The sequence below is a fragment of the Streptosporangium canum genome, assembly GCF_900113865.1.
GTDB lineage: Bacteria > Actinomycetota > Actinomycetes > Streptosporangiales > Streptosporangiaceae > Streptosporangium > Streptosporangium canum.
In genome coordinates this window covers 23,007-46,172 of record NZ_FOQY01000013.1, presented here as the reverse complement: position 1 = coordinate 46,172, position 23,166 = coordinate 23,007, and the positions used below count along the sequence as shown (strand labels likewise).

The 23,166-nt window shown below is 68.5% G+C and carries 23 protein-coding genes; 13 read left to right on the top strand and 10 right to left on the bottom strand.

Going from position 1 to position 23,166, the window contains the following annotated elements:
* Positions 1–43: 43 nt before the first annotated feature.
* The 4 genes from BM085_RS20325 to BM085_RS20310 all read left to right on the top strand — a co-directional run bounded on the left by BM085_RS20325 (position 44) and on the right by BM085_RS20310 (position 4,106).
* Complete coding sequence (locus BM085_RS20325; protein WP_245789467.1) at positions 44–625, top strand: TetR/AcrR family transcriptional regulator; 582 nt, start codon at positions 44–46, stop codon at positions 623–625.
* A 477-nt stretch (positions 626–1,102) separates the two neighbouring features.
* Positions 1,103–2,323, top strand: coding sequence for an IS110 family RNA-guided transposase (locus BM085_RS20320; RefSeq protein WP_093888532.1), 1,221 nt, complete (start codon positions 1,103–1,105; stop codon positions 2,321–2,323).
* Positions 2,324–2,531: 208 nt separating this feature from the next.
* Positions 2,532–3,287: a transposase gene (locus tag BM085_RS20315; protein WP_093888531.1), complete on the top strand. Its 756-nt coding sequence runs from the start codon at positions 2,532–2,534 to the stop codon at positions 3,285–3,287.
* A 585-nt stretch (positions 3,288–3,872) separates the two neighbouring features.
* Positions 3,873–4,106, top strand: coding sequence for a VOC family protein (locus tag BM085_RS20310; RefSeq protein ID WP_218158769.1), 234 nt, complete (start codon positions 3,873–3,875; stop codon positions 4,104–4,106).
* A gap of 241 nt (positions 4,107–4,347) precedes the next feature.
* Here the strand turns inward: BM085_RS20310 and BM085_RS20305 are convergent, their stop codons facing one another.
* From BM085_RS20305 to BM085_RS20285, 5 genes are all read right to left on the bottom strand, one after another.
* On the bottom strand, positions 4,348–5,178 hold the full coding sequence (locus tag BM085_RS20305; protein ID WP_143120994.1) for a hypothetical protein: 831 nt from the start codon (positions 5,176–5,178) through the stop codon (positions 4,348–4,350).
* A gap of 160 nt (positions 5,179–5,338) precedes the next feature.
* Positions 5,339–5,815: a (2Fe-2S)-binding protein gene (locus BM085_RS20300; protein ID WP_093888529.1), complete on the bottom strand. Its 477-nt coding sequence runs from the start codon at positions 5,813–5,815 to the stop codon at positions 5,339–5,341.
* A gap of 15 nt (positions 5,816–5,830) precedes the next feature.
* A complete protein-coding gene (locus BM085_RS20295) occupies positions 5,831–8,128 on the bottom strand; it encodes a molybdopterin cofactor-binding domain-containing protein (protein WP_093888528.1) in 2,298 nt (765 codons plus the stop codon).
* A gap of 5 nt (positions 8,129–8,133) precedes the next feature.
* Entirely contained in the window at positions 8,134–9,285 is a 1,152-nt protein-coding gene (locus BM085_RS20290) for an oxygenase MpaB family protein (protein ID WP_281249856.1), read from the bottom strand.
* A gap of 421 nt (positions 9,286–9,706) precedes the next feature.
* Entirely contained in the window at positions 9,707–10,930 is a 1,224-nt protein-coding gene (locus BM085_RS20285; protein WP_093888526.1) for an oxygenase MpaB family protein, read from the bottom strand.
* A gap of 133 nt (positions 10,931–11,063) precedes the next feature.
* On the opposite strand from BM085_RS20285, the gene BM085_RS20280 reads away from it, so the two are divergent.
* Positions 11,064–11,765, top strand: coding sequence for a TetR/AcrR family transcriptional regulator (locus BM085_RS20280; RefSeq protein WP_425443269.1), 702 nt, complete (start codon positions 11,064–11,066; stop codon positions 11,763–11,765).
* Between the two features lie 172 nt (positions 11,766–11,937).
* Here BM085_RS20280 and BM085_RS20275 read toward each other — a convergent pair whose 3' ends face one another.
* Both BM085_RS20275 and BM085_RS20270 read right to left on the bottom strand, forming a co-directional pair.
* On the bottom strand, positions 11,938–12,159 hold the full coding sequence (locus BM085_RS20275) for a hypothetical protein (RefSeq protein ID WP_143120993.1): 222 nt from the start codon (positions 12,157–12,159) through the stop codon (positions 11,938–11,940).
* A 45-nt stretch (positions 12,160–12,204) separates the two neighbouring features.
* Positions 12,205–12,924 carry a DUF4097 family beta strand repeat-containing protein gene (locus BM085_RS20270; RefSeq protein ID WP_143120992.1) on the bottom strand — a complete coding sequence of 240 codons (720 nt, stop codon included), beginning with the start codon at positions 12,922–12,924 and terminating at the stop codon, positions 12,205–12,207.
* Positions 12,925–13,195: 271 nt separating this feature from the next.
* Here BM085_RS20270 and BM085_RS20265 point away from each other — a divergent pair, with 271 nt between their 5' ends.
* Positions 13,196–13,846, top strand: coding sequence for a class I SAM-dependent methyltransferase (locus BM085_RS20265; protein WP_093888523.1), 651 nt, complete (start codon positions 13,196–13,198; stop codon positions 13,844–13,846).
* A gap of 136 nt (positions 13,847–13,982) precedes the next feature.
* On the opposite strand, the gene BM085_RS20260 is transcribed toward BM085_RS20265, so the two are convergent.
* Entirely contained in the window at positions 13,983–14,180 is a 198-nt protein-coding gene (locus BM085_RS20260; protein ID WP_177245175.1) for a hypothetical protein, read from the bottom strand.
* A 138-nt stretch (positions 14,181–14,318) separates the two neighbouring features.
* Here BM085_RS20260 and BM085_RS20255 point away from each other — a divergent pair, with 138 nt between their 5' ends.
* The 3 genes from BM085_RS20255 to BM085_RS20245 all read left to right on the top strand — a co-directional run bounded on the left by BM085_RS20255 (position 14,319) and on the right by BM085_RS20245 (position 16,854).
* On the top strand, positions 14,319–14,969 hold the full coding sequence (locus BM085_RS20255; protein ID WP_093888521.1) for an HNH endonuclease family protein: 651 nt from the start codon (positions 14,319–14,321) through the stop codon (positions 14,967–14,969).
* A 218-nt stretch (positions 14,970–15,187) separates the two neighbouring features.
* Positions 15,188–16,111 (top strand): aminoglycoside phosphotransferase family protein, encoded by a 924-nt coding sequence (locus BM085_RS20250; RefSeq protein ID WP_093888520.1) that lies wholly within the window; start codon positions 15,188–15,190, stop codon positions 16,109–16,111.
* Positions 16,112–16,440: 329 nt separating this feature from the next.
* On the top strand, positions 16,441–16,854 hold the full coding sequence (locus BM085_RS20245; RefSeq protein ID WP_093888519.1) for a peptidase inhibitor family I36 protein: 414 nt from the start codon (positions 16,441–16,443) through the stop codon (positions 16,852–16,854).
* Between the two features lie 580 nt (positions 16,855–17,434).
* Here BM085_RS20245 and BM085_RS20240 read toward each other — a convergent pair.
* Entirely contained in the window at positions 17,435–17,746 is a 312-nt protein-coding gene (locus tag BM085_RS20240) for a winged helix-turn-helix transcriptional regulator (RefSeq protein WP_342742891.1), read from the bottom strand.
* Positions 17,747–17,831: 85 nt separating this feature from the next.
* Between BM085_RS20240 and BM085_RS20235 the strand changes: the two genes are divergently transcribed.
* The 4 genes from BM085_RS20235 to BM085_RS20220 all read left to right on the top strand — a co-directional run bounded on the left by BM085_RS20235 (position 17,832) and on the right by BM085_RS20220 (position 21,115).
* The gene (locus BM085_RS20235) at positions 17,832–18,719 is read left to right on the top strand and encodes an NAD(P)-dependent oxidoreductase (protein WP_093888518.1); all 888 of its coding nucleotides are present in this window, start codon (positions 17,832–17,834) and stop codon (positions 18,717–18,719) included.
* Between the two features lie 166 nt (positions 18,720–18,885).
* Positions 18,886–19,962 (top strand): RNA polymerase subunit sigma-70, encoded by a 1,077-nt coding sequence (locus BM085_RS20230; RefSeq protein WP_093888517.1) that lies wholly within the window; start codon positions 18,886–18,888, stop codon positions 19,960–19,962.
* Complete coding sequence (locus BM085_RS44535; RefSeq protein ID WP_177245180.1) at positions 19,959–20,288, top strand: hypothetical protein; 330 nt, start codon at positions 19,959–19,961, stop codon at positions 20,286–20,288. Before BM085_RS20230 ends, BM085_RS44535 begins: the two co-directional genes overlap by 4 nt.
* Complete coding sequence (locus tag BM085_RS20220; protein WP_245789465.1) at positions 20,285–21,115, top strand: alpha/beta fold hydrolase; 831 nt, start codon at positions 20,285–20,287, stop codon at positions 21,113–21,115. The genes BM085_RS44535 and BM085_RS20220 overlap by 4 nt, the downstream gene beginning before the upstream one ends.
* Positions 21,116–21,241: 126 nt before the next feature.
* Here the strand turns inward: BM085_RS20220 and abc-f are convergent, their stop codons facing one another.
* Entirely contained in the window at positions 21,242–22,876 is a 1,635-nt protein-coding gene (gene abc-f / locus BM085_RS20215) for a ribosomal protection-like ABC-F family protein (RefSeq protein WP_093888515.1), read from the bottom strand.
* Positions 22,877–23,166 lie beyond the last annotated feature (290 nt).

Sequence of the window (23,166 nt, the reverse complement as noted above, 5' to 3'; positions counted from 1 at the left end):
ACTGTAAGATTCTGCTGGATAAGTGGGCTATATCGGAGGCATGATGAGCGACAAAACACTGCGCGCGGACGCGGAACGCAGCGTTCGCGCGATCCTGGAGGCGGCAGAACACGTGCTCGCCGTAGACCCGGGCGCGTCGATGGAACAGATCGCCGCCGAGGCGGGCGTGGCGCGCACGACGATCCACCGGCGCTTCGCCAACCGGCAGGCGCTCACCGACGCGCTCGCCACCTCAGCGGCCCGCCAGCTCATCAAGGCCATCGACGACGGCAGGCCCGACACCGCGCCGCCCCTCGTCGCGATGCACAGGATCACCGCGAACGTGCTGGAGGTGAAGAGCGCCTGGGCCTTCGCCCTGGCCCTGCCCGCGGAGCCGGACAGCGAGGCCTCGCTGTTGCAGCGCGACATCAACGACCGTTGCGCCCTCACCCTGCGCAGGGCCCAGAACGACGGGCTCATCGACGAGAAGGCCGACCTCGACTGGGTGCGCAGGGTCTACTACGCGCTCATCGGCGAATCGCTCCACGGCAACGCGGAAGGCGCCGACTCCGACACGCTCGCGGCGCGCATCATCGACACCCTCCTCCACGGCGCCGGGCCGCGACCGTCCCGTTCCGCCCCCTAGACGGCCCGGTGCTCGGGTCGCCGTCACTGGGGGCAAAGTAAAGCGTTGACGCAGGCCACGGCGCGTGACGGCTGCGGCTCTCGACTCCGGATTTCGATCCAGGCGTTCGGGGATGAGTCCGGCGCCCCCTGCCCCGATAACGGTGGCGAGCACGTTCCCCCGGGTTGCGTTGCTCGCTAATGGTGCTTATGTCCACGTGTCCGGGAGCCCTCGGTTACTGACAGCTACTAACCACTCTTAACGAGTCTGTCGCTGAGGCAGACTCAGGTCTGACAGCCGCCGGCGGGTGAGCACTCACAGCTACTGGACCTTGAGTCCTAGGCAAAGATCGTGCCCCCGCTGGTCGGCCGGGAGAGTTGATCACCGCTGGGATGTCGTGCCCATCCGTAGGGGTGTGAGCACTGCTTGATTAGTTCGCTGACGGTTCTCCCGCGGGCTGTTGAGTATCGATCGGTGTCGAGAACCGGGGGGGAAGCGTTGCGCCTGTTCGTGGGAGATGACTGGGCCGAGCAGCATCACGACGTCGAGCTGATGAACGCCTCGGGGCGCAGGCTGGCCAAGGCCCGCCTGCCCGAAGGGATGGCGGGGATGACCAAGCTGCACGCGATGATCGCCGAGCAGCTCGGTGAAGCGGCCGGAGAGGCGGAGGTGGTGATCGGGATCGAGACCGACCGCGGCCCGTGGGTGCAGGCGCTGGTCGCCGTCGGATACACGGTGCTGGCGGTCAATCCGCTGCAGGCGGCACGGTACCGGGAACGGCTGAGCGTCTCTGGCGCCAAGAGCGACGCGGCCGATGCGCACATGCTGGCCGACATGGTCCGCACCGACTCCCACCAGCTGCGCACCGTCGCCGGCGACAGCGCCGAAGCCGAGGCGATCAAGGGGGTGACCCGGGCCCATAAAACATTGATCTGGGAACGGACCCGCCATGCTCAGCGGTTGCGGCACGCGCTGCGCGACTACTTCCCCGCCGCCCTGCAGGCGTTCGAGGACCTGGCCGCGGCCGACACGTTGGAGTTGCTGGCCAAGGCCCCTGACCCCGCGTCCGCGGCCAAACCGACCATCGGCCAGATCACCGCCGCGCTCAAACGAGCTCGCCGCCGGGGCGTCGCCGACAAGGCCGCCGCGATCCAGGCCGCGCTGCGCACCGAGCACCTGGGCCAGAGCGCGGCTGTGACCGCTGCCTACGCCGCCACCGCAGGTTCGGCGGTTGCGGTCCTGGCCGTGCTGGGCGAGCAGATCAAGGCCCTGCACGGGCAGGTGGAGGACCACTTCAGCCACCATTCGGCCGCGAAGATCGTCCTATCGCAGCCAGGGCTGGGACCGGTCCTTGGCGCCCGGGTGCTCGCAGAGTTCGGCGACGCCGAAGGCCGCTACGTCAGCGCCAAAGCACGCAAGAACTACGCCGGCACCAGCCCGATCACCCGGACTTCGGGCAAGAAGAAGGTCGTGCTCGCCCGCTACGTGCACAACGACCGGCTCACCGACGCCCTCGACTCTCAAGCCTTCACCGCCCTGCAGGCCTCACCGGGCGCCCGCGCCTACTACGACCGGCTCCGCGCCCGAGAGGTCTGCCATCACGCCGCCCTGCGCCAGGTGGCCAACCGCCTCGTCGGCATCCCGCACGGATGCCTGAAGACCGACACGCTCTACGACGGAGCAACCGCCTGGCCACACCCCTTGCTGCTTGACACCTAAGCTCCTGGGACGTCTTGGGAGCTGGGGTCACGTTCGAGAGAAGACCCACAGGCCGGACGTGAGCGATTCGACGCAGAGCTCGACAAGGCGGTCCACGCCACAGGCATTGCGCCGCGCGGAGCAGCCGAGAAGACCGGCCGGTGAGATGCCCAGCAGATTCCAAACCTTCGGCTATACAAGCTGACAGAAATCTGGAGGAGGCAGGTATGTGACGAGACGTCGCAGGCAGTTCTCGCCGGAGTTCAAGAAAGAAGCCATCCGCATGGTGCTGAAGGGCGAGCGGACGGTCGCGTCGGTGGCGCGGGAGTTTTGGGATCAACGCCAGCACCTTGGGCAGTTGGATGACATCAAGGTCTTAGGCAGGTTTCCATCCCTCGTTGTGGATCTCCCGGATAATCTCTGCCTCGATGATCTGCTGGCTTGTCATGTTGTGGAGGGTTGGATGGCGAATCTGGTCGAGCGCATCTCGGACGCGTTTCAGATCGACTACGGATCATTCTCGATCGTGGATGTGGACGGGTTGTCACGATCGCCCGCCACGCTCGATCCGGAGAAGCTGTTCTCCCTCACCGACGAGGAAGAGATCTGGTTCGCCGCCACGGCGAATATGGCGATCGCGCGAAGCCGTGCAGGTTACCACCACAACGCCCGCATCACCCTGGAACTGTGGGAGGCAGAGCCTCCCACGGAGGAGGAGGGCGGGGTGGACAGGTGCACCGTTGAGCTCTTCAGCGGCTCGGGAAAACTGAGGCCGACGAATTCCGTGGGAGAATCGGGGCCGTTGCTTGACTTGAGAGCGTCAGGGGCCTCGTGGCTGGTGCGCGGGCATCGTATCGCGAAGGCGGATCCCTTTGCCGACGTAGAGGACTTCGACGAGGACGACGATGATGATCTCGTGCTGATAATGGAGGGACTGGAGGAATTCCTGTTCCAGTTCTGGCCGGTGAACGCGCGCGAGGCGTGAGTTTGACGAGCCCCCGGACAATGCTTCCCACCCGGGGGCTACCCTCACTAATTAATGCGTTCACCGTCGGCGTTGCAGAGATGGAGAATGAAGTCCTCGCCGTAAAGGATTCTGTCGTTCATATAGAAGCGACCGAGCCCTGCGGTGGTATGAGTCCGTGCTCTCCTTCTTGGGGATCAAGGAGACTGAGACGGCGACCCCCGACATACAGGGCTTGCCCTTGCCGTTCGGCTTGGTGCTCTGCCAGCCGGCCCAGGAGTCCCGGTAGGTGCTGGGGAACTTGTCGCACTCCTGCCGGCCGGCATTCCAGGCCCTCCACTCGGGCCGGCGCCACCAGCGGCAAGGTAGCTGTGAGTAATCGGCTTCCGTTTCTGGTGGGGTCTCCCCACGACATCGTTGCTGTTCATCGGCCTGCCGGAGATCCTCATCTTCGGTCATGAAGAAATACGGGTGTTGCGCGGGCTTGTGTCGATCTTCAGGCCATCCGGTCTGTTCACACGCATCCGATCCGCCAGGCGATCCACTCTCGGCGCCAAGAGAGTGATAGATATATCTTCACGTCAAGATATTTATAAGGAGTGGTGGATGCTGCATCACATCCAGCTGGCTTGCCCGCCTGGCAGCGAGCCCGTCCTGCGGGAGTTCTACGCGGGCGTGCTCGGCTTGGCCGAAATTCCCAAGCCTCCCGTTCTCGCCGCCCGTGGCGGCTGCTGGTTCCGCGGCCACGACATCGAGTTGCACCTCGGCGTTGAAACCGACTTCCGGCCGGCGCGGAAGGCGCACCCTGGCATCCTGGTCCGTGAGACAACCACCGCCTGAGAACGGACAACCACCGCCACAGTGGCGGCCTGCTGCCTAGTGCGTTCGTCGGCTCGCCGTTGCCGTCGCCGGCGGCTCTCCAGGCCGGGGTGCTCACCGGCGATCGTCTGGGCGGCGTCCTCGACGCGCTGCACCGCGGCGAGCACCTTCTGCGACCGCGCGGCGTCGTCGTCGCGGTCGAGCGCACGGGCGAGCCGCCGAAGGTCGCCCGCGATCCCGGCCCGGCAGCGAGTTTCCCGCCTCAACCCCGGCCGCCGCCCCGGTCGGCGGGCTCACGCCTTCCCATGTTCCCCACCTCGCTCGCCGCAGGCGCCTTGACGCTCACCCGACTGCCCCACCCGGTGTAATGGGTCTCTACGCTGAGCCGCCTGTCCTCCCTCCCCGGTTCCGTCCCGCCGTGGGTTCTCGGCGGATAAACGGTGACCAACCGCTGAGGGAGCCGATCGGCGCCCAGAGTGAGCGTGAAGCGCAGCACCGCGCTTTTCTCCTCCTTGGACAGCCTGATCAACCGGGCATTGCGCAACCAGGGAGAGACCTTCTCCAGCGCGCCGAAACTGATCGCGCCCGTGTAGGTGCGTCCCGTTCGCTTCCCCTTCGTGATCAGGGCCTTCAGGGTCGCCGGTTCGGCCACGTTCACCAGTTGGCTGCACCAGCCGCTGAAGCCGGCGGTCATGCCGTGCGGGTGCTTGAGCCAGGTCTTGCCCTTCGGCGGCTCCCAAAGACCGCCGGAGTAGTAGCTGGTGGTGCCGATCCTGATCGTCCGCTCCGAACTCGTCAGCATCCACAGGAGGCTGTTGGGTATCCACGAGGTCTCGTCGGTGGTGAGTTTCGCGTTGACGTCGGAGGCGACGATCCCGGTCCCGCCGAACTGGAAGAAACCGGTGCGCTTGAGGAAGGAGGTGTTCCCGGCGAACTCGACCAAAGTGGCGACGTCGGTGAACTTCACCCCCTTGCCCGCGACGAACTGGCTCTTCAACGCCGTGACCGGATCCGCGGAGGCGGCTTGGACAGGCGCCGCGGCCACGGACATGGTGACCGTGGCCGCGGCGATGCCCGCGATCACTCGCTTCACGGTGGTTTCCTCTCAGCCTGGTACGGGGAGGGAAATCCTGCCGGACCTTGATCACAAACACGTCTCGGAGCGCGTTGTTCCCGGCCGATGCGGCCAATCCGGTCTGTCAGAGGTGTCCCCCGAGCCCCCGCCCGGAGGGACTCCCGCGCCCGCAGGAGCCTCACATGTTCTCGGCGCCGGCTTTGACGGCTTCGCGGATACGGAAGTAGGTGCCGCAGCGGCAGATGTTGCGGAGGCCGTCGAGGTCGGCGTCGGTGATTTCGCGGCCTTCGGCGGCGACGCGGCGGACCAGCGCCACGGCGGCCATGATCTGGCCGGGCTGGCAGTAGCCACACTGGGCGACGTCGTGGTCGAGCCATGCCTGCTGCATGGGGTGCAGGTCCTCGCCGACCGTGGCCGGAAGCCCTTCGATGGTGGTGACCTCGTCGGTCGGCCGGAGATCTTTGACGGGGATCGCGCAGGGATTGACCGCTCTGCCGTTGATGTGGCTGGTGCAGGCCTTGCAGACGTTGATGCCGCAGCCGTACTTCGGGCCGGTGATGCCGAGAATGTCGCGCAGGACCCACAGCAGGCGCACGTCGCCGGCGACGTCGACCGTGACCTGCTCGCCGTTGACGCGGAAAGTGTGCTCAGGCACTCGGACCTCCTTGGTTCAGCGGGCGCCGTTCAGGCCGTCGGCCGGGGACTGGGGAATGGGCGGGACAGTCGGTTTGGGAACGAAGGAGAGCGTGCCGTGGTTGATCGGGAAGCTGGTGGGCATCGTCCCGGTCGCGCGGCCGTACGCGCAGGCGACGGCGGCCATCGACGCGGCGACGCCCAGTTCCCCGGCACCGCCGGGCTCCTCGGAGGTGCTGGGCATGATGATGATCTGGAGTTCAGGCGGGGTGTTCCACTGCCGGGTGTAGAAGTAGTTGTCCCAGCTCGCTTCGAGGAAGTGGCCGTTGTCCAGGTGCAGGCTGGAGGTCAAGGCCAGCGCGATGCCGTCCATGATGCAGCCCATCACCTGCGCTTCCAGCCCTCTCGGGTTGACGGCGAGGCCGACGTCCACAGCGAATACGGCCTTGGTGACGCGTGGTCCGGTCACGCCGTCACGGATGGGGCGGTTGACGGTTTCGGGCCGGCAGTCGATCTCGACCAGCGCGGCGCTGACGGCCTTGTACTCGGCGTGGAACGCGATGCCCTGCGCGGTGCCGACCGGCATCGGCCGACCCCAGCCGCCGGCCTCGGCCACCTTCGCCAGCACCGCCCGGGAGCGGTCATCGCGGAGGAAGTCATGCCGGAACCGGTAAGGGTCCTTGCCCATCCTCGCGGCGAGCTGGTCGACGATGAGCTCGCGGGCGCAGGTGACATCGGGTGAGTAGACGTTGCGCATGCTGCCGGTGTTGAAGCCCTTGTCCGTTTCGCTGAGCAACTGGCTGCTGGCGCCGAACCTGTAGGACATCGCCTGGCTGAGGTGGAAGAAGGTCTGGGAGAAACCGATGTCGCCCACGGGAAGCCTTGCGGCCATGGCGGTGATGATCTCGCCGAGCCCGTGGCCGAGGTCGGTGGAGACGCTGGTGTGCCGCTGCTTGTAGCTCAGCACGGTGCCGCCGGCGTAGGCGACGCGTACGCGCGAGGTGGCCATCGGGTGGGTACGGCCCTGGCGGGAGTCGTCGGCGCGGTGCCACATGAGTTTGACCGGTTTGCCAATCTTCTGGGACACCTCGGCCGCTTCCAGGGCGGCGTCAAAGAACAGCTTGCGCCCAAAGGAACCACCGCCCTCGGTGACGTGCACGGCGACCCTGCTGGGCGGCAGCCCGAGCTTGGCGGCGATGGTCCGCTGGGCGACGATCGGCGATTTCAACGCCGCCCAGATCTCGGCGCAGTCGGCCCTCACGTCGGCGACCGCGCAGTTGGGTTCCAGCGCGCTGTTGCTGCGGAAGTAGAAGGTGAACTTGCCTTCGACGGTCGGAGCCGGCGGCCGGAGCCCGAGCGGTAACTCCGCGGCTTCCAGCTCCCGGAGCACGCTCTCGTCGGACTTTCCTTCCGCGGTACCGGGTTTCCAGGAGACCTTCAGGGCGCGTACGGCGTCGATGCACTGGCCGAAGGTCTCGGCGCGCACCGCCACCCCGGTGGAGATCACCACGACATCGGTGACGCCCGGCATGGTGCGGACCTCTGCGAGGTTGGCCACCGAGCCGACTGTGCCGTTGATGGTCGGCGGGCGGCACACCATCGTCGGTTTCGCGGCCGGGATGTCGAGGTCCATCGTGAACTTCTTGCGCCCGGTCACCGCGTCCAGCGCGTCGATGCGGTTGTGGGGTCTGCCGATGACGGCGAAGTTCCCGCGTGGCGTGAGCTCCACGGCCACCTGCCTGGTCTTCGTGCTCGCGGCCTTCTCGGCGAGCGCTCCGATGTCGATGCCGCCGCCGGAGCGATCGATGATCATCCCGGCCTTCATCGTCAGATCGGTGACCGCCGAGCCGAGTTCGGCCGCCGCGGCTGCCAGCAATCGGAGCCGGGCGATGGCGGCGGCGACCCGGATCGGGGTGTAGGTCGCGATGGTCGTGTTCGACCCGCCGGTGAGCTGGTTGAACACCAGCTCCGGCCGGGCGTCGGCCAGCGTGACCCGCACCCGTTCCAGCGGCACGGCCAGTTCCTCGGCGATCAACATGGCAGTCGAGGTGGTGATGCCCTGCCCCACCTCGACCCGTGGCAACGCGAACGACACCGTGCCGTCCGGGTTGACCTCGACCGAGATCAGGCCCGAGGTCGGCAGCGCCGCCGCGGTCATCACGTCGGTGAGGTCGAGCAGTTCAGTGAGCTCCGGCGAAGGCAGCCGGGCGTCGGCCGCCGGTGCCGGAGGCGCGAGTTCGGCGGCGGCCACCAGGGTCGGAGCCGCCAGCACGTATCCGAGGAACCGCCGCCGCCCGATGGCCTCGTCCAGCCCGCCGTTCGATCCTGCCGTCATCCGGCTCAGCCCGGACGGTTGGTCGTCGGGATTTCGATCTTGGTCTCCTTGCCCTTGGTGAGATAGAACAGGATGTAGCGCCGCGCGGCTTCGTCGATGACCCAGGCGACCTGGGGCACCAGCGGCAGCGGGATGAGGCCCTCGCGGAATTTCACCAGTTTCGGCCAGGCGGAGCTGATCAGCGGGTCCCACACCGGCTCGCGCCCGATGCCGTCCCAGTCGGCCACCTGGTCGCCGACCAGATACCGGGCGAGCGCGTCGCACAGGGGCCGGCTGATACTGCCGGGACTGGTCTGCTCGGCGAGCTGGCCCAGCAGGATGTCGGTCAGTTCCACGCCCTCGGGTGTCGGTCCCATGTTCCGGGGCAGGATCTGGGCCGACTGGGCGTTGGCCGCGTCCCAGGTGGCGGGGATGTATTCGTCCTTGATACCGAGCATGTGCGCGGTCACCTGCCACACATGCAGGTAAGCCTCGGACTCGGCGGCGGTGATCGGGACCTTCCATTCGAGCATCTTGCGCATGGCGAAGGTCGGCAGGGTGTGCCAGGTGACCAGCATGTCCTCCTGACTGATCGGGATGCCGCCGCCCCAGTGGGGAGATTGCTGCAGCAGGTGCCGCACCGCCGCGTGCACCAGCCGCGTTTTCACGGCCTCGACCGCGCACGAGCCCCCGGGCCGATACGCGTTCGGGGCTCCGACGGCGAATCCCAGGATGCTGGTCTTGGCGACGCGGTCTTCCATGTCCGCTCCCCCCTTGGAGTAGTAGACCGCGCGCGCCTCCTTGGGAATGGCGGTACTCAGCATGCCGCCGCCCACGCCGTTGAGCAGGTTGAGATACAGCCCTCTGGACTCGTTGAACCGGGCCGCGATGTTCAGCTTGCCGTGGTCCGCCCACGACGGCGGCTGACGTGCGCTCTCCATGAATGCCCGCAGGTCCTCCGGCAGCCCCTCGGGTAAGGGCTGATCGTTGCGGGTCCAATCCCGCAACAGGCGGTTGACCTCGGGTACGGCGCCGCGATCGAGCAGCGAGGCGACCAGCGGGTCGGCCTCCTCGTCCCAGACCCACCGCGGATCGTCGCCGGCGCCGGAACCCGCGACCGAACCGCTCGGCGCCCAGGTCCACTCCATCAGGGAGCGCGCCTGAGCCGGGGACGCCATCCCCAGCGCTCCGAGCGCTCCCAAGGCCCCGCCTGAGACCAATATCCTGCGTCTGCTCAGCTCCGCCATGTTCTGAACTCATTCCTGGGTTCCGAAAGCAGCTAATATGCCGGTACATAACACGTGCATTTATGTCTTGGTAAGACCGCGCGCCGGACCTGAACCGTCCGGAAAACGGCTGGTCCCTTCACGCTGTTCGGCGGCGTGACCGTCGTCGGCCGGACCCGCCTTCTGCGCGTGCTGTTCAAACGGGCAGGCGAGGCGGGAACACCGGGGCTCGGACTCCGCCGGTTTCCGGGCCCGGAGATTCACCTCCGGTTCCGGGTCCGAGAATTTGTGGCCGCGCCCCGGCCTGCGGCAGGCCGGGGCCGGAGTCCTTCCTTCGCTCGTGGAACCTCGGGCCCGGATCAGGCGGTCCTGATCAGGACGGGCGGTTGGTAACTGGAATCTCGATGCTGATCGGCCGCGCTTCGGACAGGAAGAGCAGGGCCGCTTTGCGAAGGAACTCGTCGAAGAGCCAGTAGGCCTCCGGCGCCAGGGGGAATGGGAGCAGTCCTTCGCGGACGGCGATGAAGGGTTTCCAGGACACCTTGAGAAGCGGGTCCCAGACCGGCTCCCTGGGGATCTTCAGCCATGCGGCGATCTCATCGCCGAGCATGAAGCGCGTGAACGCGCCGAGTATGGGCTTGCTGAGGATGGCGCCATCGACCGAGGAGCCGAGGTTGAGGAGAATGTCGGCCAGCTTGACACCCTCGGCCGTCGGGGCCAGCACGGGGTCCAGGACCTGCCCGGCCTGGGTGTTGGCCTCGGCCCACGACGCGGGGATGTACTCGTCCTTGATGCCGAGCATGTGCGCGCACAGCTGCCACGAGTGCAGGAAGGCCGCGGACTCGGCGGCGGGGATCGGCACCTTCCACGCGGTCAGCTTCTGCATGACGGTCGTGGGCAGGCTGTGCCAGGTGACCATCATGTCTCGCTGGCTGATCGGGATCTCTTCCTCGGCGACCTCCGACCAGTGCGGTGACTGCGGCAGCAGGTGCCGCACCGCCGCATGCACCAGCCGGGTCTTGACGCAGGTCACGATCATTTCGCCGTCCGGCCGGTAGGCCGTCTGAGACATGATGTCGTAGCCGAGTTTGGCGGTTTTGGAGATGCGGTCCTTCATGTCCGCGCCGCCCTGGGAGTAGTAGACCGCGAGCGCCTCCTTGGGGATGACCGTGCTCATCATGCCGCTGGCCAGCCCGTACAGGAGGCCGAGGTAGAGCCCTCGCTTCTGGTTGAACTCGACCACGGTGGTCAGTTTGCGCTGGTCGGTCCATGACGGCAGTTGACGGGCGTGCTCCATGAAGTCCCGCAGGTCCGCCGGCAGTCCGGCCGGTAACGGCTGGCTGTTCTTGGTCCAGGTCCGTAACAGCTCGTTGACCCTGGGCACATCGCCCCTGTCGAGCAGCGAGGCGACCAGCGGGTCGGCCTCCTCGTCCCAGACCCACCGCGGGTCGAGACCCGCCCCTGCGCCCGCCACGGAGCCCTGGGGTGACCATGTCCACAGCGAGTGTGCCTGTGCCGGCGACGCGACGCCCAGCGCACCGAGTGCGCCCAGCGCCCCGCCCGCCTTCAACATGTTGCGCCTGCCGAGTTTGCCCATGCCTTCGTTCCTCCTCAGGTCGAGGCCGAGCGTTGATACGAAGAAACACTGAACGAGTCTGTGTATCATTTATCACAGCACACCGTGTCGGACATCACAAGGCCGCGGCAGCGGCCGTTGGGAATTGGGCAGAATGAATTCACCGGAGGTGATCGTGGAATCTGCACTATCCGTGCTCATGGCGCCGGCAAACTCGGAGTCGTTGCTGGAGCGCGCGTACATTGATGCCGTCGAACAGGTTGACGACACGGACGAGCTCCGTGCACGCATACTCGATGCGGCATATGAGCAGTTCTGCCGTATGGGCATCCGGCGCTCCACGATGGAGGACGTGGCCCGCCGTGCCGGGGTGTCCCGAATCACGGTCTACCGGCGGTTCGCCACGAAGGACGCGCTGGTCGAACACGTCGTACGCCGAGAGTTCCGCCGGTATTTCGACCGGTTCCTCATTGACATAGAACAAGCCCGCACCGCCGCCGATAGGGTGGTCCTGGGCTTCGTGAGCTCGTTACGCGCCATCCGGCGCAACCCGCTGATCGGCGGTCTGATCGCCGCGGAACCGGACCTGCTCGTGCCCTCCATGGTCAACGACGGGGGCCGGACCCTCGCAACCGTGCGGCAGTTCGTCGCGGGTCAGCTCCGCCGCGAGCAACACGCGGGCAACGTGTCGAGCGACTTGGACACCGACCTCGCGGCCGAACTGATGGTCCGGATCTCCGCGTCCTTCCTCGCGATCCCCAGTCACGTCATCGACCTCGACGACGACGAGCAACTGGCCGGAGTGGCCCGGCGGTTCCTCGTGCCCATGTTGGAACCAACCGGCTCCCCGGCTTGACTCCGGATACGGCCGGAACTCTGGGCCGATACACGACGATGGGGTCACTGCCCGTGCGGGCGCGCAGTCCGGCCACTCCGTAGACCTCGCCGTTGTCGTCGCCCGCACAGAGCCCGCACAGAGCCCGCACAGACAGGCGCAGAGCCCGCGCAGACAGGCACGACGTGGGCGATCACATCCGGCAGGAGGGGTCTGCGATGCGCATCATGAGCTCGCCGTGGTGCGGGGTGAGCCAGGTGACCCCGAACGTGGGGTCACCTGTCCGCCATGGTGAACGGCCGATCCGGCCGAGCCGCCGGAAAACGGTGATCCCCGGCGCCGCCTGGCCGTACTGACTCGCAGTGTTGCCGACGGCGTAGCGGCGTCCCCCGAACCTGGCCACGGTGTCAGCCACGGCCTGACGCGTGGCTTCGGGATCGGAGGCGTCGGCAGGCATGCACTAGCTCGCGTTTATCCGGACATCTCCGGATGTGCTCCTGGCAATGATGATCTTGTCGCTCTTGGCATCCTTGATCTGGGACCGTTCGCTGCCGTGCGTGCTCTTGGCGGTCACGTCATAGGCGCCGTCGGGCACGGTCGCCGTCACCCGGCCGTCGCCGGACAGCACGTCCACCTTGGACGGCGGGGCGGCGAACGCCAGGGTGATGTTTCCGGCTGTGGTGCGTGCCCTGACATCCGCCGACCTGAGCCGCTCTCCCGTGATCGCGTCATCGCCCCCCTGTAGCCGCAGCCTGCCCTCCGTCTCGTAAACCCTGATGGGGCCCGCGGCGAACACGTCCACGTCCTGGGCCAGCCGGTTGAGGATCACTCCGTCGTCCCCGCCGTCGACCACGAGCCTGACCCCCGGCGGCACCTTGACGTGGTACCGAGCACCGCAATCGCCGAAAACGCCGGTGCAGTTCCCGCTGAGGCGCAGCGTGCCGTCCTTGAGCGACCACGATGCGTTCCCTTCCGTGGCCGCCTTGCCCCGGACCCACCGCTCCACCTGCACGCTCCCGACGGTTCCCGGCATGACCCTCAGCCCGCCGAGCGAGGACTTGATGGTGAGCGCATCACCGGAGAAAGCAAACCCCTGAGCGGAACGCACCTCCTTCGCATCCAGTTCCACACCGCAACCCCCTACACTCGCAGCAGCCAGAACCGCCACCGCCAGCACCATGATTCGCCTCATGTCATGATCGTGGCCCAGCGCCGCCCCTCCGCCATCGGCCATCCGACCGACCCGCCCTCCCCCGTTCGGCCAGACTCTCCCGACGTTCCGCCGTTCGCGTTCCTCCCGAGCGATCCCGCGCTTGGTCGCCCTGGTTCACGTCAGCCCGCGGGCCCGCCGCCTGTTCACCACCACACCCAAAAGACCGGCCATGTGCGGAAAACGGGGCTGGCCGTGCTGCCGATGACCTGCTGAACTGGGGGTGAGCAGAGAAGAGGCCATGCCGACAACTCCCGTCAGCCATCCGATCTTCGCCCGGTTCTACGCCCGTATCAGCCAGGTGGTGGAACATCGCGGCCTGGCGGAGCGCCGTCAGGCGCTGCTGGCCGAGCTGTCCGGGCAGGTGATCGAGGTGGGCGCGGGCAACGGGCTGAACTTCGCCCACTATCCGCCGACCGTCGCCCGGGTGCTCGCGGTGGAGCCCGAACCGCGGCTGCGCCGGCTCGCTCAGCTGGCCGCGGCCCAGGCTCCGGCCCCGGTCGAGGTGGTCGGCGCTCTGGCCGACCGGCTCCCCGCCGAGGATCGGAGCTTCGACGCCGTGGTGGTGTCGCTGGTGCTGTGCTCGCTGCCCGACCCCATGGCGGCGTTGCGAGAGATGTACCGGGTGCTCAAGCCCGGCGGGCAGCTGCGTTTCCTGGAACACGTCCGCGCCGATTCACCCGGCCTGGTCCGGGTGCAGGACCTGCTGGACGCCACGGTATGGCCGCGTCTGGCCGGAGGCTGTCACACCGGCCGCGACAGCGCCGCGTTGATCGACCACGCGGGGTTCACCGTGGAGCGTCTGGAGCGGTTCTTGCTTCCGAAGGTCCGCACACCGGTCTCCTTCTTCATCCTGGGTACGGCGTCGCGTCCGTCGACCGGCGGTGGATGAGGGCGCCACGCACCTCGGGGTGGGGGCGGAGTAGGCGGCACGCACGGCCGCCGGCATCGCTCGGTGCCGCATTATTTCCTTCCCTCCTCGTTCCGGCGGCAGGCGTCGGTGCAGCCCGGCGCGCAGCCACATTCACTCACCGGGCCGCCATCGCCATCGCCGCCGCCGAGGTCACGGCGAGTCCGATCCCCACCGGCGAAGCCTCGGCATCACCCCCGCCCAGCAGTGAGCGGACGGCGTCGAAGCCGATCCACGCGGCCGGCGCGAAGAACGAGACGGCGATCAGGCGCTCGCGCGATTCGGGGACCCGGGAGAGGAACTGCCAGATGACCACCCGCGCCGCCCTCGACCTCCATCTTCCGGTCGACCTCGGACTCAGACGCCGATCAGCCGCATCCGCTGGATTTTCCGCGATTACCGCCGGACCCCATATCACTGCCGCCGACGGATAGTGACTGGTATAGGTGGAACCATGATCTTCTTGAGGCAGACGGTCCGAGTCGCCGTGCTCACTCTTTTGGTCATCCCGATCACCGCCACCCCGCAGGCGGCAGCCGAGTCGCGCAAACGGCCTCAGGCCGGTGCCGGGGCGTCTGCCCGTCACATGCTGGCCCAGCTGAAAGTCGCCAGGCCACTGTCGATCCGCGGTTACAGCCACCGGCGGTTCCAGCCCCGATGGGCGCACCACAAGGGCAGGTGTGACGCGCGAGAGGTGGTCCTGGCCCGCGACGGGCGACGCGTGCGCAAAAACGCGGCCTGCAACCCGGTCAAGGGCGTCTGGTACAGCCCGTACGACGGCAAGTGGCTGAAAAGCGAGAAGCAGGTCGACGTCGACCATGTCGTGCCGCTGGCGTACGCCTGGCGCTCCGGCGCGGGCAGATGGAGCCAGGCGCGGCGGCGCGCCTTCGCCAACGACCTCACCCGCCCCGAGCTGGTAACGGTCAGCCACTCCGTCAACATCGCCAAGGGCGGCCAAGGACCGCAGAGCTGGCGTCCGCCGCGCCGCAGCTACTGGTGCCGCTATGCGACCTCATGGATCACCGTGAAGCATCACTACCGGCTCTCCGTGACCCGCAAGGAGAAGGTGGCCTTGCTCAACATGCTCCGCACCTGCCGGGGATGATGAGTCGCCCGCCTGCCGGGACCTCTCCGGGACGACGGCGTCCACCAGGATCCCGCTGTCCCGGCTCGCTCACCACGGACATGTCGCGATCTTCATCGCAGAGCCGTTTCGTGTTCGGATAGGGTTGGGGCATGCTTTGACGCCTGCCCGGAAGCCGGGCACCCCCGTTGTCTCCTTCGTACCCGAACGGATCCGGAACCCACGGAGGAGAACCCGACATGAACACATCGATCCCCATCGACGTCCCCGACGCGTTCGCCGCGTCGTACGGCAAGAACAACGCGTCCGGCCGCGCCTGGATCGCCGCGCTGCCAGGACTGGCCGCGGATTTCCTGGACCGCTGGACACTGCGGCCAGAGGGCCACACCTGGCATGGCATGGCCTCACTCGTGCTGCCGGTGACCCGCGCAGACGGCACATCCGCGGTGCTGAAGCTCCAGCAGGTCAGCGAAGACAGCATCGGCGCCGCGCTCGGCCTGCGGGCCTGGAACGGCAACGGCGTGGTGCGCCTGCTCGACCACGACCCGGACACCGGCACCATGCTGCTGGAACGGCTGGACGCGGCCCGGCCGCTGTCATCGGTGGTTGACGACGATGCCGCCATGCAGATCCTCGCCGAGCTGATGGCGCGCCTGGTCGCGGTGCCCGCCCCCCAGGGGCTTCGGCACCTGGCCGACATCGCCGCGGCCATGCTCGACGAGGTGCCGCGCGCCGTACCGGCGCTGCGTGACCCGGCCGAGCAACGGCTGGTGCGCACCTGCGCGTCCGCCGTGGCCGAATTGATCGGCGAATCCGGTGACCGGCTGCTGCACTGGGACCTGCACTACGACAACATCCTCGCCGGGCAGCGGGAACCATGGCTGGCCATCGACCCCGAACCGCTGGCCGGCGACCCCGGGTTCGACCTGTGGCCGGCGCTGGACAGCCGCTGGGAGGAGGCGGTGGTGGCGACCGGCGACGTGACCCGTGCGGTCCTGCGCCGCTTCGACCTCCTTACCGAGGCGCTCGGCCTGGACCGGCAGCGGGCGACCGGGTGGACACTCGGCCGCGTCCTGCAGAACGCGTTGTGGGACATCGAGGACGGCAAGACCTCACTGGAACCCGCCCAGGTCGCCATCGCCACAATCCTGCTGCGCCGTTAGGCACTCATGCCGCAGCCCGCCTGATCACCGGTGACGCCGGGTCCGTCGCACCGCCCCCCGTCCGGGGCGGTGCGACGGCCGGTGGATCGCGGAGGAACAGCGAGGCCGGCCCTGGAGCCGGCCGGGCAGCCTCCTGATCCGATCTCCCCGCGACACTCCCCCACGTCGCCGGCCCCGGGCAGGAATCGCTTTCATCCGGCTCATCGACGGATTGGTCCCCCGTACATCCCCAAAGCGCGGAAATCAGCGGCAATCGTCCCTTCCTCAGCAAGATCGAAGCAGGTATGTTTGACCGGTCATCGAAAAAAAGTTTCACCAATGGAGGAACATTGGGCAAGAAGCTTCAGATGCTGGCACTACCGATCGCGGCCCTCGCACTGGCCACCCTGACGAGCGTTCCCGCCCAGGCGGCCGACGGTTACAACCGATGCCCTGACGACCACTACTGCTTGTTCTCCGGCCTCGACGGCACCGGTGACATCATCGAGATCCAGAGCGATACGCCGGATCTCGCCGCCCTCAACATGGCCGGCCGGGCCAAGTCGGACTGGAATCGCACGGATTCCTCCATCCATCTTTACTCCGAAGCCGGCTACGGCGGCTGCTCGGCCCTGACCACTCCCGGCGGGAAGGGCAACTTCTTCATCACCTACCGCGACTTCTTCAATTCCGTCCGCATCGGCGGTCCGAACGGCCCGTCCTGCCTCACCATCTCGGGTTCACGGGCCGACTCACACGGCTGACGCGGACCCGGGCGGCCGGGCATCACGCAGAAACGCGCCGTCGATGCCCGGCCGGCCCGCGATCCGCGACGCAGTCCCCGGACCGGAAGACCTCGCAGCGTCGGCGTCATCGTCGCGACCGGCCTTCGAATCCGCCGGCGACCTCCCCGCCTCCAGATCCCCGCCCTCGCCGGGGCCGACCCGGCTCGCCCGCGACACGGCGGCAGGTGCCCGGCGTGCACCGCGACCAGGGGCAGCCGGTGGACGTCGGCCTCGCCGAAGGCGAACTCGATCGCCGCGTCGGGTGTGTGCCCGGTCATCCCCATGACCACCGCCCCGGATGACGCGGGCCGACAGCCCCACCAGCCGCTCGGCGGCGGCCCCCCTCATACAGATCGCTCTCGCCCTCCTTCCCATGGTCAGCGGGAGGGTGCCGGCACGGCGGGGCGGAAGGCCCTCGGCGCGGGACCTTCCCTGATGGCCGCTGCGGGTGGCCACTTTTTTGTGGGTACTTGTCGGCCGGGGCGGGGCGGGCCGAAGCTTGGTCAGGGGCGGTCGAAGAACCGTCAGATCCAGATGAGACGGGGAGGTCGGCGATGTATCAGGAGATCGGCTGGGACTCGGCCAGCTTCTCCAGACGGCGGTGGCCCCAGTCGGAAAGAGACTCCAACGCTTCGGAGAGTTCGCGGCCGAACGGGGTCAAGGAGTACACGGTCTTCAGTGGCCGCACATCGTGCACCTCCCGGCGGACCAGTCCGTCGGCCTCCATCTCGCGGAGCGTCTGAGTCAGCACCTTCTCGGTGAGGCCCGGCAGCCGCCGACGCAGCTCGCCGGGGCGGTGCGGGCCGGATTCCAGAGCCCAGAGAAAAACCGTCTTCCACTTGCCGTCAATCACGGCGATCGCGGCGGTCACTCCGCAGACGTTCGGGTCCTGGGCACGGCTGCGCGTCATCTTCATCCCATTCATAACCGTTTGCTCATTATTGAGGAGTTGAGGCATGACCTCGCACACCGAACATTCTGCCGTTACCGTTCTCGGCCTGGGGCCGATGGGCCGGGCCCTGGCCCATGCCTTTCTGGACGCCGGCCTGCGGACCACGGTCTGGAACCGGACACCGGGCAGGGATCGGGAGTTGGCCGAGCGGGGCGCGGTCAGCGCCCGATCCCCCGAAGAGGCGGTCGCCGCAAGCAGGTTGATCGTGGTCTGCGTGGTCAACTATGACGCGGCGGATGCCATCGTGCGGCGTGGCGCGGTCACCGACGCGCTCAAGGGACGCACCGTCGTGAACCTGACCGCCGATACTCCCGACCGGGCTCGGAACACAGCCGCCTGGGCGGCCGAGCACGGCATCGGGTACCTGGACGGTGCGATCATGACGCCGACCACGACCATCGGAACACCGGCCGCGGTGTTCCTCCACAGCGGCCCGGAGGAGCTTTACCGCAGGCACCGGCCGGTGCTGGACGCCCTGAACGGCACCCACACCCACCTCGGCGAGGACATCGGCCGGGCGGCCGCGTACGACATCGCGTTGCTCGACATTTTCTGGACCGCGATGGCGGGTTACGCGCACGCGCTGGCGGTGGCGAGAGCCGAGGGGGTCACCGCGCGGGAGCTGGCACCGTTCGCCAAAGGCATCGGCACGATCCTTCCGCCGCTCTTCGAGCAGGCCGCGGAGGAAGTGGACAACGGCATGTTCTCCGGCGAGGTCAACCCGATCACCTCGGCGGCATCGTCCATGGCCCATATCGTCCACGCCTCCGAGGCCCACGGCATCGACGCGGGCGTGATGCGCGCGGCCGAAGGCCTGGCGCGCCGCGCCATCGGACGAGGTCACGGCACAGACGGATTCCTCCGGATCACCGAGCTCCTGAATCCCCGCTGAAGGCATTCCCGCAAGATCCTTCAGGGGCGCGGCCCGTTACCGGCTCGCTGCGGTCAGGTCCTCTCAGTGCTCGTTTCGCGTGGTTGCGGCGGGGTCCATCCGATTCCTTCTGGTGGGAGCGGCTGTCTTATGGTCGTTAACACGTTCTGGGCAGGTGGAGGTAGTTGTGGTCGAGGACCGAGGCAGTGACGGCCCGGCGGAGGACACGGCCGCGGCGGGCGCCGCGCCGGTCGGCGACGAGGCGGCCTTCGGCGCGCTTGTCGAGCCTCTGCGCAGGGAGCTGCGGGTGCACTGCTACCGGATGCTCGGCTCCTACGACGACGCCGAGGACATGGTCCAGGAGACGTTCCTGCGGGCGTGGCGCCGCCGGGAGACCTATGAGGGGCGGTCGACGTTCCGGGCCTGGCTGTACAAGATCGCGACGAACGCGTGCCTGGACCTGATCGACCGCGACAAGCGGCACGCGCGGCCGTACCGGGTGCCGCCGCTGGTCGATCCGGGCACGCCCGCGCAGCCGCCCGCCGATGTGCCGTGGCTGCAGCCGGTCCCGGACCGGCTGCTGGAGCCGGCCGCCGACAGCGCCCAGGGACCGGCGGCGGCGGCGGTCGCCCGCGAGACGATCGAGCTCGCCTTCCTGGTGGCGATCCAGCACCTGCCCGCCCGGCAGCGGGCTGTGCTGATCACCAGGGACGTGCTGGGCTGGCCGGCCACCGAGACGGCCGCGCTGCTGGACACCAGCGTGGCGTCGGTGAAGAGCGCGCTGCAGCGGGCGCGGGCGACGCTGAAGCAGTACCTGCCGCAGCGGCGCGAGGACTGGGCGCCGTCGGCCGAGCCGAGCGCCGACGAGCGCGCGCTGGTGCGGCGCTACGTCGAAGCCCACCAGCGAGCCGATCTGGGCGCGCTCGCCGGGATGCTCGCCGAGGACGTGCGGATGACGATGCCGCCGCACCCGGCGTGGCTGGTCGGGCGGAGTGCGCTGCTGACCCTCTCCGGACAGGTCTTCAAACCCGGCTCACCGTGGTATCACGGGCGCTGGCGCGGCGTCGTCACCGGCGCGAACCTGCAGCCCGCGGTGGCGCACTACGTCGAACACCCCACGGTGGACGAGACCAGGCACCTGGCCGGCCGGTTCCGCGCCCAGGTGCTCGACGTGCTGCGGATCGACGACGGCCGGATCACCGCGATCACGTCGTTCGAACCGCGCCACTTCGCCGCGTTCGGCCTGCCCCTGGTCCTGCCGTGAGCGCGGGATTCCGGCGGCGCGAGGTGATCCTGGCCTGCGGTGAGGTCCGCGACTACGACGCGGCCGCGTGGCACGACGCGATCGTCCGGGTCCGAGGGGCGGAGGTCGAACTCGAAACGGTCGACGGTGTCCGCCGGCGCTTCGGTCACGGCGCGGTGCTGTGCCTGGCCGGCCTTCCGCTGCGCGTGCTGCGCAATCCGGGGCCGAGGCCGGTCACGTTGATCGCGGTAAGCCGGAACCGGACCGATTCCTTCTCCTCCGAGGCACCGTCATACCACCAAGAACATGACACAGTGCCTGAAGCGGAGAAACAACCATGTCCATGAGCAGTGAAAAGGCGATCACCGCGAACGCGTCGGTCATCTCCGGGGACGGAACCGAGATCGCGTTCGAGCGGCTCGGCGCCGGGCCCGCGGTCATCCTCGTGTCCTCGGCGCTGGCTGACCGCTCCGACGCCCGCAAGCTCGCCGGCCTGCTCGCCCAGCACTTCACCGTGATCAACTACGACCGGCGGGGCCGGGGTGCCAGCGGTGACGCGGCGGCTTACGCGGTGGAACGCGAGGTCGAGGACATCGCGGCGTTGATCGACCACGCCGGGGGTTCGGCGTCGGTGTTCGGAAGCTCGTCCGGCGCGGTGCTGGCGTTGCGCGCCGCGGCGGCCGGGCTGAACATCGAACGGCTGGCGCTGTACGAGCCGCCGTTCGTGATCGGCGGCGACGGCTTCGGCCCGCCCGGGGACTACGCCCGGCGACTCGACGCGCTGCTGGCCGCCGACCGGCGCGGCGACGCGGTCACGTACTTCATGACCAGGGCGCAGGGCATGCCCGCGTTCATGGTGACCATGATGCGGCTGATGCCGGGCGTGTGGTCGAACCTCAAGGCGCTGGCGCACACGCTGCCCTACGACGCCGCGGTGATGGGCGAGACCCAGCGGGGCAAGCCGCTGGAGGCCGGCCGGTGGTCGGCCGCGACAGCGCCGACCCTGGTGCTGACCGGCGGCAAGAGCCCGGCCGGATTCCACGACGCCGCACGGGCGCTCGCCCACGTCCTGCCCGAGGCCGAGCACCGCACGCTGCCCGGCCTCAACCACGGCGCCGTGGTCATGGCCCCCAAGAAGCTCGCGCCCGCGCTCGTGGAGTTCCTGCACGGCTGAGCGGCACGAGGTCGCCTACGCCGTACGGGCACCGGGGAAGACCGGTCCCGCCCCCCTCACCGTCGCCGATCAGCCCTGCCGGGGACCGGCTGACCGAGGTGAGGCGGGGGTCCCGCCGCCGTCACCTCACACACCAGGGGCGCCCGTTTCGAGCAGGCGCCCCTCGGACAGCCGTAGCCAGCGGTCCACTCCGATCTCGGCAAGGAACCGCTCGTCATGGCTGACCACCACGAAGGCGCCTTCGTATGACTGCAGGGCGCCTTCCAGCTGGGCGACGCTGACCAGGTCGAGGTTGTTGGTCGGTTCGTCCAGCAGCAGCAGCTGGGGCGCCGGTTCGGCGCACAGGACGCAGGCCAGGGTGGCGCGCAGCCGCTCGCCGCCGGACAGCACCCCGACCGGCAGGTGCATGCGGGAGCCCCGGAACAGGAAGCGGGCGAGCAGATTCATCCGCTGCGCCTCCGGCATCCCGGGCGCGAACGCGGCCAGATTCTCCGCCACGGTGCGGCCGGGGTCCAGCAGGTCCAGCCGTTGGGACAGGTAGGCGACCCGGCCGTCGGCCCGCTTGGTCCCGCCGCCCTCCGGCTCCAGCTCGCCGTTGATCACGCGCAGCAGGGTGGACTTGCCGGCCCCGTTGGGGCCGGTCAGGGCGATCCGCTCGGGCCCCCGGATCGCCAGGTCCGCCCCCTCACCGGCGAAAAGGGGTCGCTCACCGTGGCGGACCTGCATCCGTTCGCCGAGGAAGACGGTGCGTCCGGCCGGGACGCGGGTCCCGGGCAGCTCCAGCGCGATCTTCTGCTCGTCGCGCAGGGCGCGGCCCGCCTCGTCGAGCCGGGCCCTGGCCTCGCTGACCCGCATGGCGTGCGTCTCGTTCGCCCTCCCCGCCGACTCCTGGGCGCGCCGCTTCATCGTCCCAGCGAAGATCTTCGGCAGGCCGGCACTCTTGAGGTTGCGGGCGGCGTTGCCGGCCCGGCGCGCGGCCCGCTCGCGGGCCTGCTGCATCTCCCGCTTCTCCCGCCTGACCTCCTGCTCGGCGTTGCGGACGTTTTTCTCGGCGACCTCCCGCCCGGCGCGTACGGCCTCCTCGTACTCGGTGAAGTTCCCGCCGTAGGACCGGATCTCGCCCTGGTCGAGCTCGGCGATGCGGTCCATGCGGTCGAGCAGTGCCCGGTCGTGGCTGACCAGCAGCAGGCAGCCGTTCCAGTCGCCGAGCACGTCGTAGAGCTTGTGGCGTGCGTCGAGGTCGAGGTTGTTGGTCGGTTCGTCGAGCAGCAGGACGTCGGGTCGCTTCAGCAGCTGTGCCGCCAGGCCGAGGGAGACGACCTGGCCGCCGCTGAGGGTGTGCAGGCGCCGGGTGAGGGAGACGTCCCCGAGGCCGAGCCGGTCCAGCTGGGCACGGGTGCGCTCCTCGATGTCCCAGTCGTTGCCGATCGCGGTGAAGTGCTCCTCGCTCGCGTCTCCGGACTCGATGGCGTTCAGCGCCCTGATCACCGGAGCGATCTCCAGGACCTCGGCCACAGTCAGGTCTCCGACGAGGGGCAGGGTCTGGGGCAGGTAGCCCAGGACCCCCTCCACCGTGACCGAGCCCGCGGCCGGGCGGAGTGCGCCGGCGATCAGCCTGAGCAGCGTGCTCTTACCGGCGCCGTTGGGCGCCACCAGGCCGGTGCGTCCCGCCGGGATGGTGAATGAGAGGTCCTCGAACACCGGGGTGTCGTCGGGCCAGGAAAAAGACAGGTTCGAAACCACGATCAGGGCGTCGGACATCGGATCGCTTCCGCGTTCGGCCGGCACGGCAAAGCCCGCCCGGCGAAATGGTCAGGACACGAAGACATCGCCAACCGGCGCACACGCGATGGGCGCGTCACCGATGGCGGTGAGATCCGGGATCACCCGGAGATGTCTTCTTCGCCTGCCATGTCATGCTCCGTTCCGCCATTGCCGACCAACCACGGTACCAGCTGAAAACCCTGCTCCCGGTGAGGTGTGATCTCCGGAGCGAGCCGGCCCATCGGACCGCCGTACCGGACTCCGCCTGGATCGGGTGGCGCGGAAGA

What these genes read in the sequence shown, in the direction of transcription:
- BM085_RS20280 (WP_425443269.1), top strand. Translation starts at nt 11,064, where the DNA reads ATGAATTCACCGGAGGTGATCGTGGAATCTGCACTATCCGTGCTCATG.
- BM085_RS20270 (WP_143120992.1), bottom strand. Translation starts at nt 12,924, where the DNA reads ATGGTGCTGGCGGTGGCGGTTCTGGCTGCTGCGAGTGTAGGGGGTTGC.
- BM085_RS20290 (WP_281249856.1), bottom strand. Translation starts at nt 9,285, where the DNA reads ATGGCGTCCCCGGCTCAGGCGCGCTCCCTGATGGAGTGGACCTGGGCG.
- BM085_RS20285 (WP_093888526.1), bottom strand. Translation starts at nt 10,930, where the DNA reads ATGGGCAAACTCGGCAGGCGCAACATGTTGAAGGCGGGCGGGGCGCTG.
- BM085_RS20325 (WP_245789467.1), top strand. Translation starts at nt 44, where the DNA reads ATGAGCGACAAAACACTGCGCGCGGACGCGGAACGCAGCGTTCGCGCG.
- BM085_RS20255 (WP_093888521.1), top strand. Translation starts at nt 14,319, where the DNA reads ATGATCTTCTTGAGGCAGACGGTCCGAGTCGCCGTGCTCACTCTTTTG.
- BM085_RS20265 (WP_093888523.1), top strand. Translation starts at nt 13,196, where the DNA reads ATGCCGACAACTCCCGTCAGCCATCCGATCTTCGCCCGGTTCTACGCC.
- abc-f (WP_093888515.1), bottom strand. Translation starts at nt 22,876, where the DNA reads ATGTCCGACGCCCTGATCGTGGTTTCGAACCTGTCTTTTTCCTGGCCC.
- BM085_RS20235 (WP_093888518.1), top strand. Translation starts at nt 17,832, where the DNA reads ATGACCTCGCACACCGAACATTCTGCCGTTACCGTTCTCGGCCTGGGG.
- BM085_RS20295 (WP_093888528.1), bottom strand. Translation starts at nt 8,128, where the DNA reads ATGACGGCAGGATCGAACGGCGGGCTGGACGAGGCCATCGGGCGGCGG.
- BM085_RS20250 (WP_093888520.1), top strand. Translation starts at nt 15,188, where the DNA reads ATGAACACATCGATCCCCATCGACGTCCCCGACGCGTTCGCCGCGTCG.
- BM085_RS20220 (WP_245789465.1), top strand. Translation starts at nt 20,285, where the DNA reads ATGAGCAGTGAAAAGGCGATCACCGCGAACGCGTCGGTCATCTCCGGG.
- BM085_RS20310 (WP_218158769.1), top strand. Translation starts at nt 3,873, where the DNA reads ATGCTGCATCACATCCAGCTGGCTTGCCCGCCTGGCAGCGAGCCCGTC.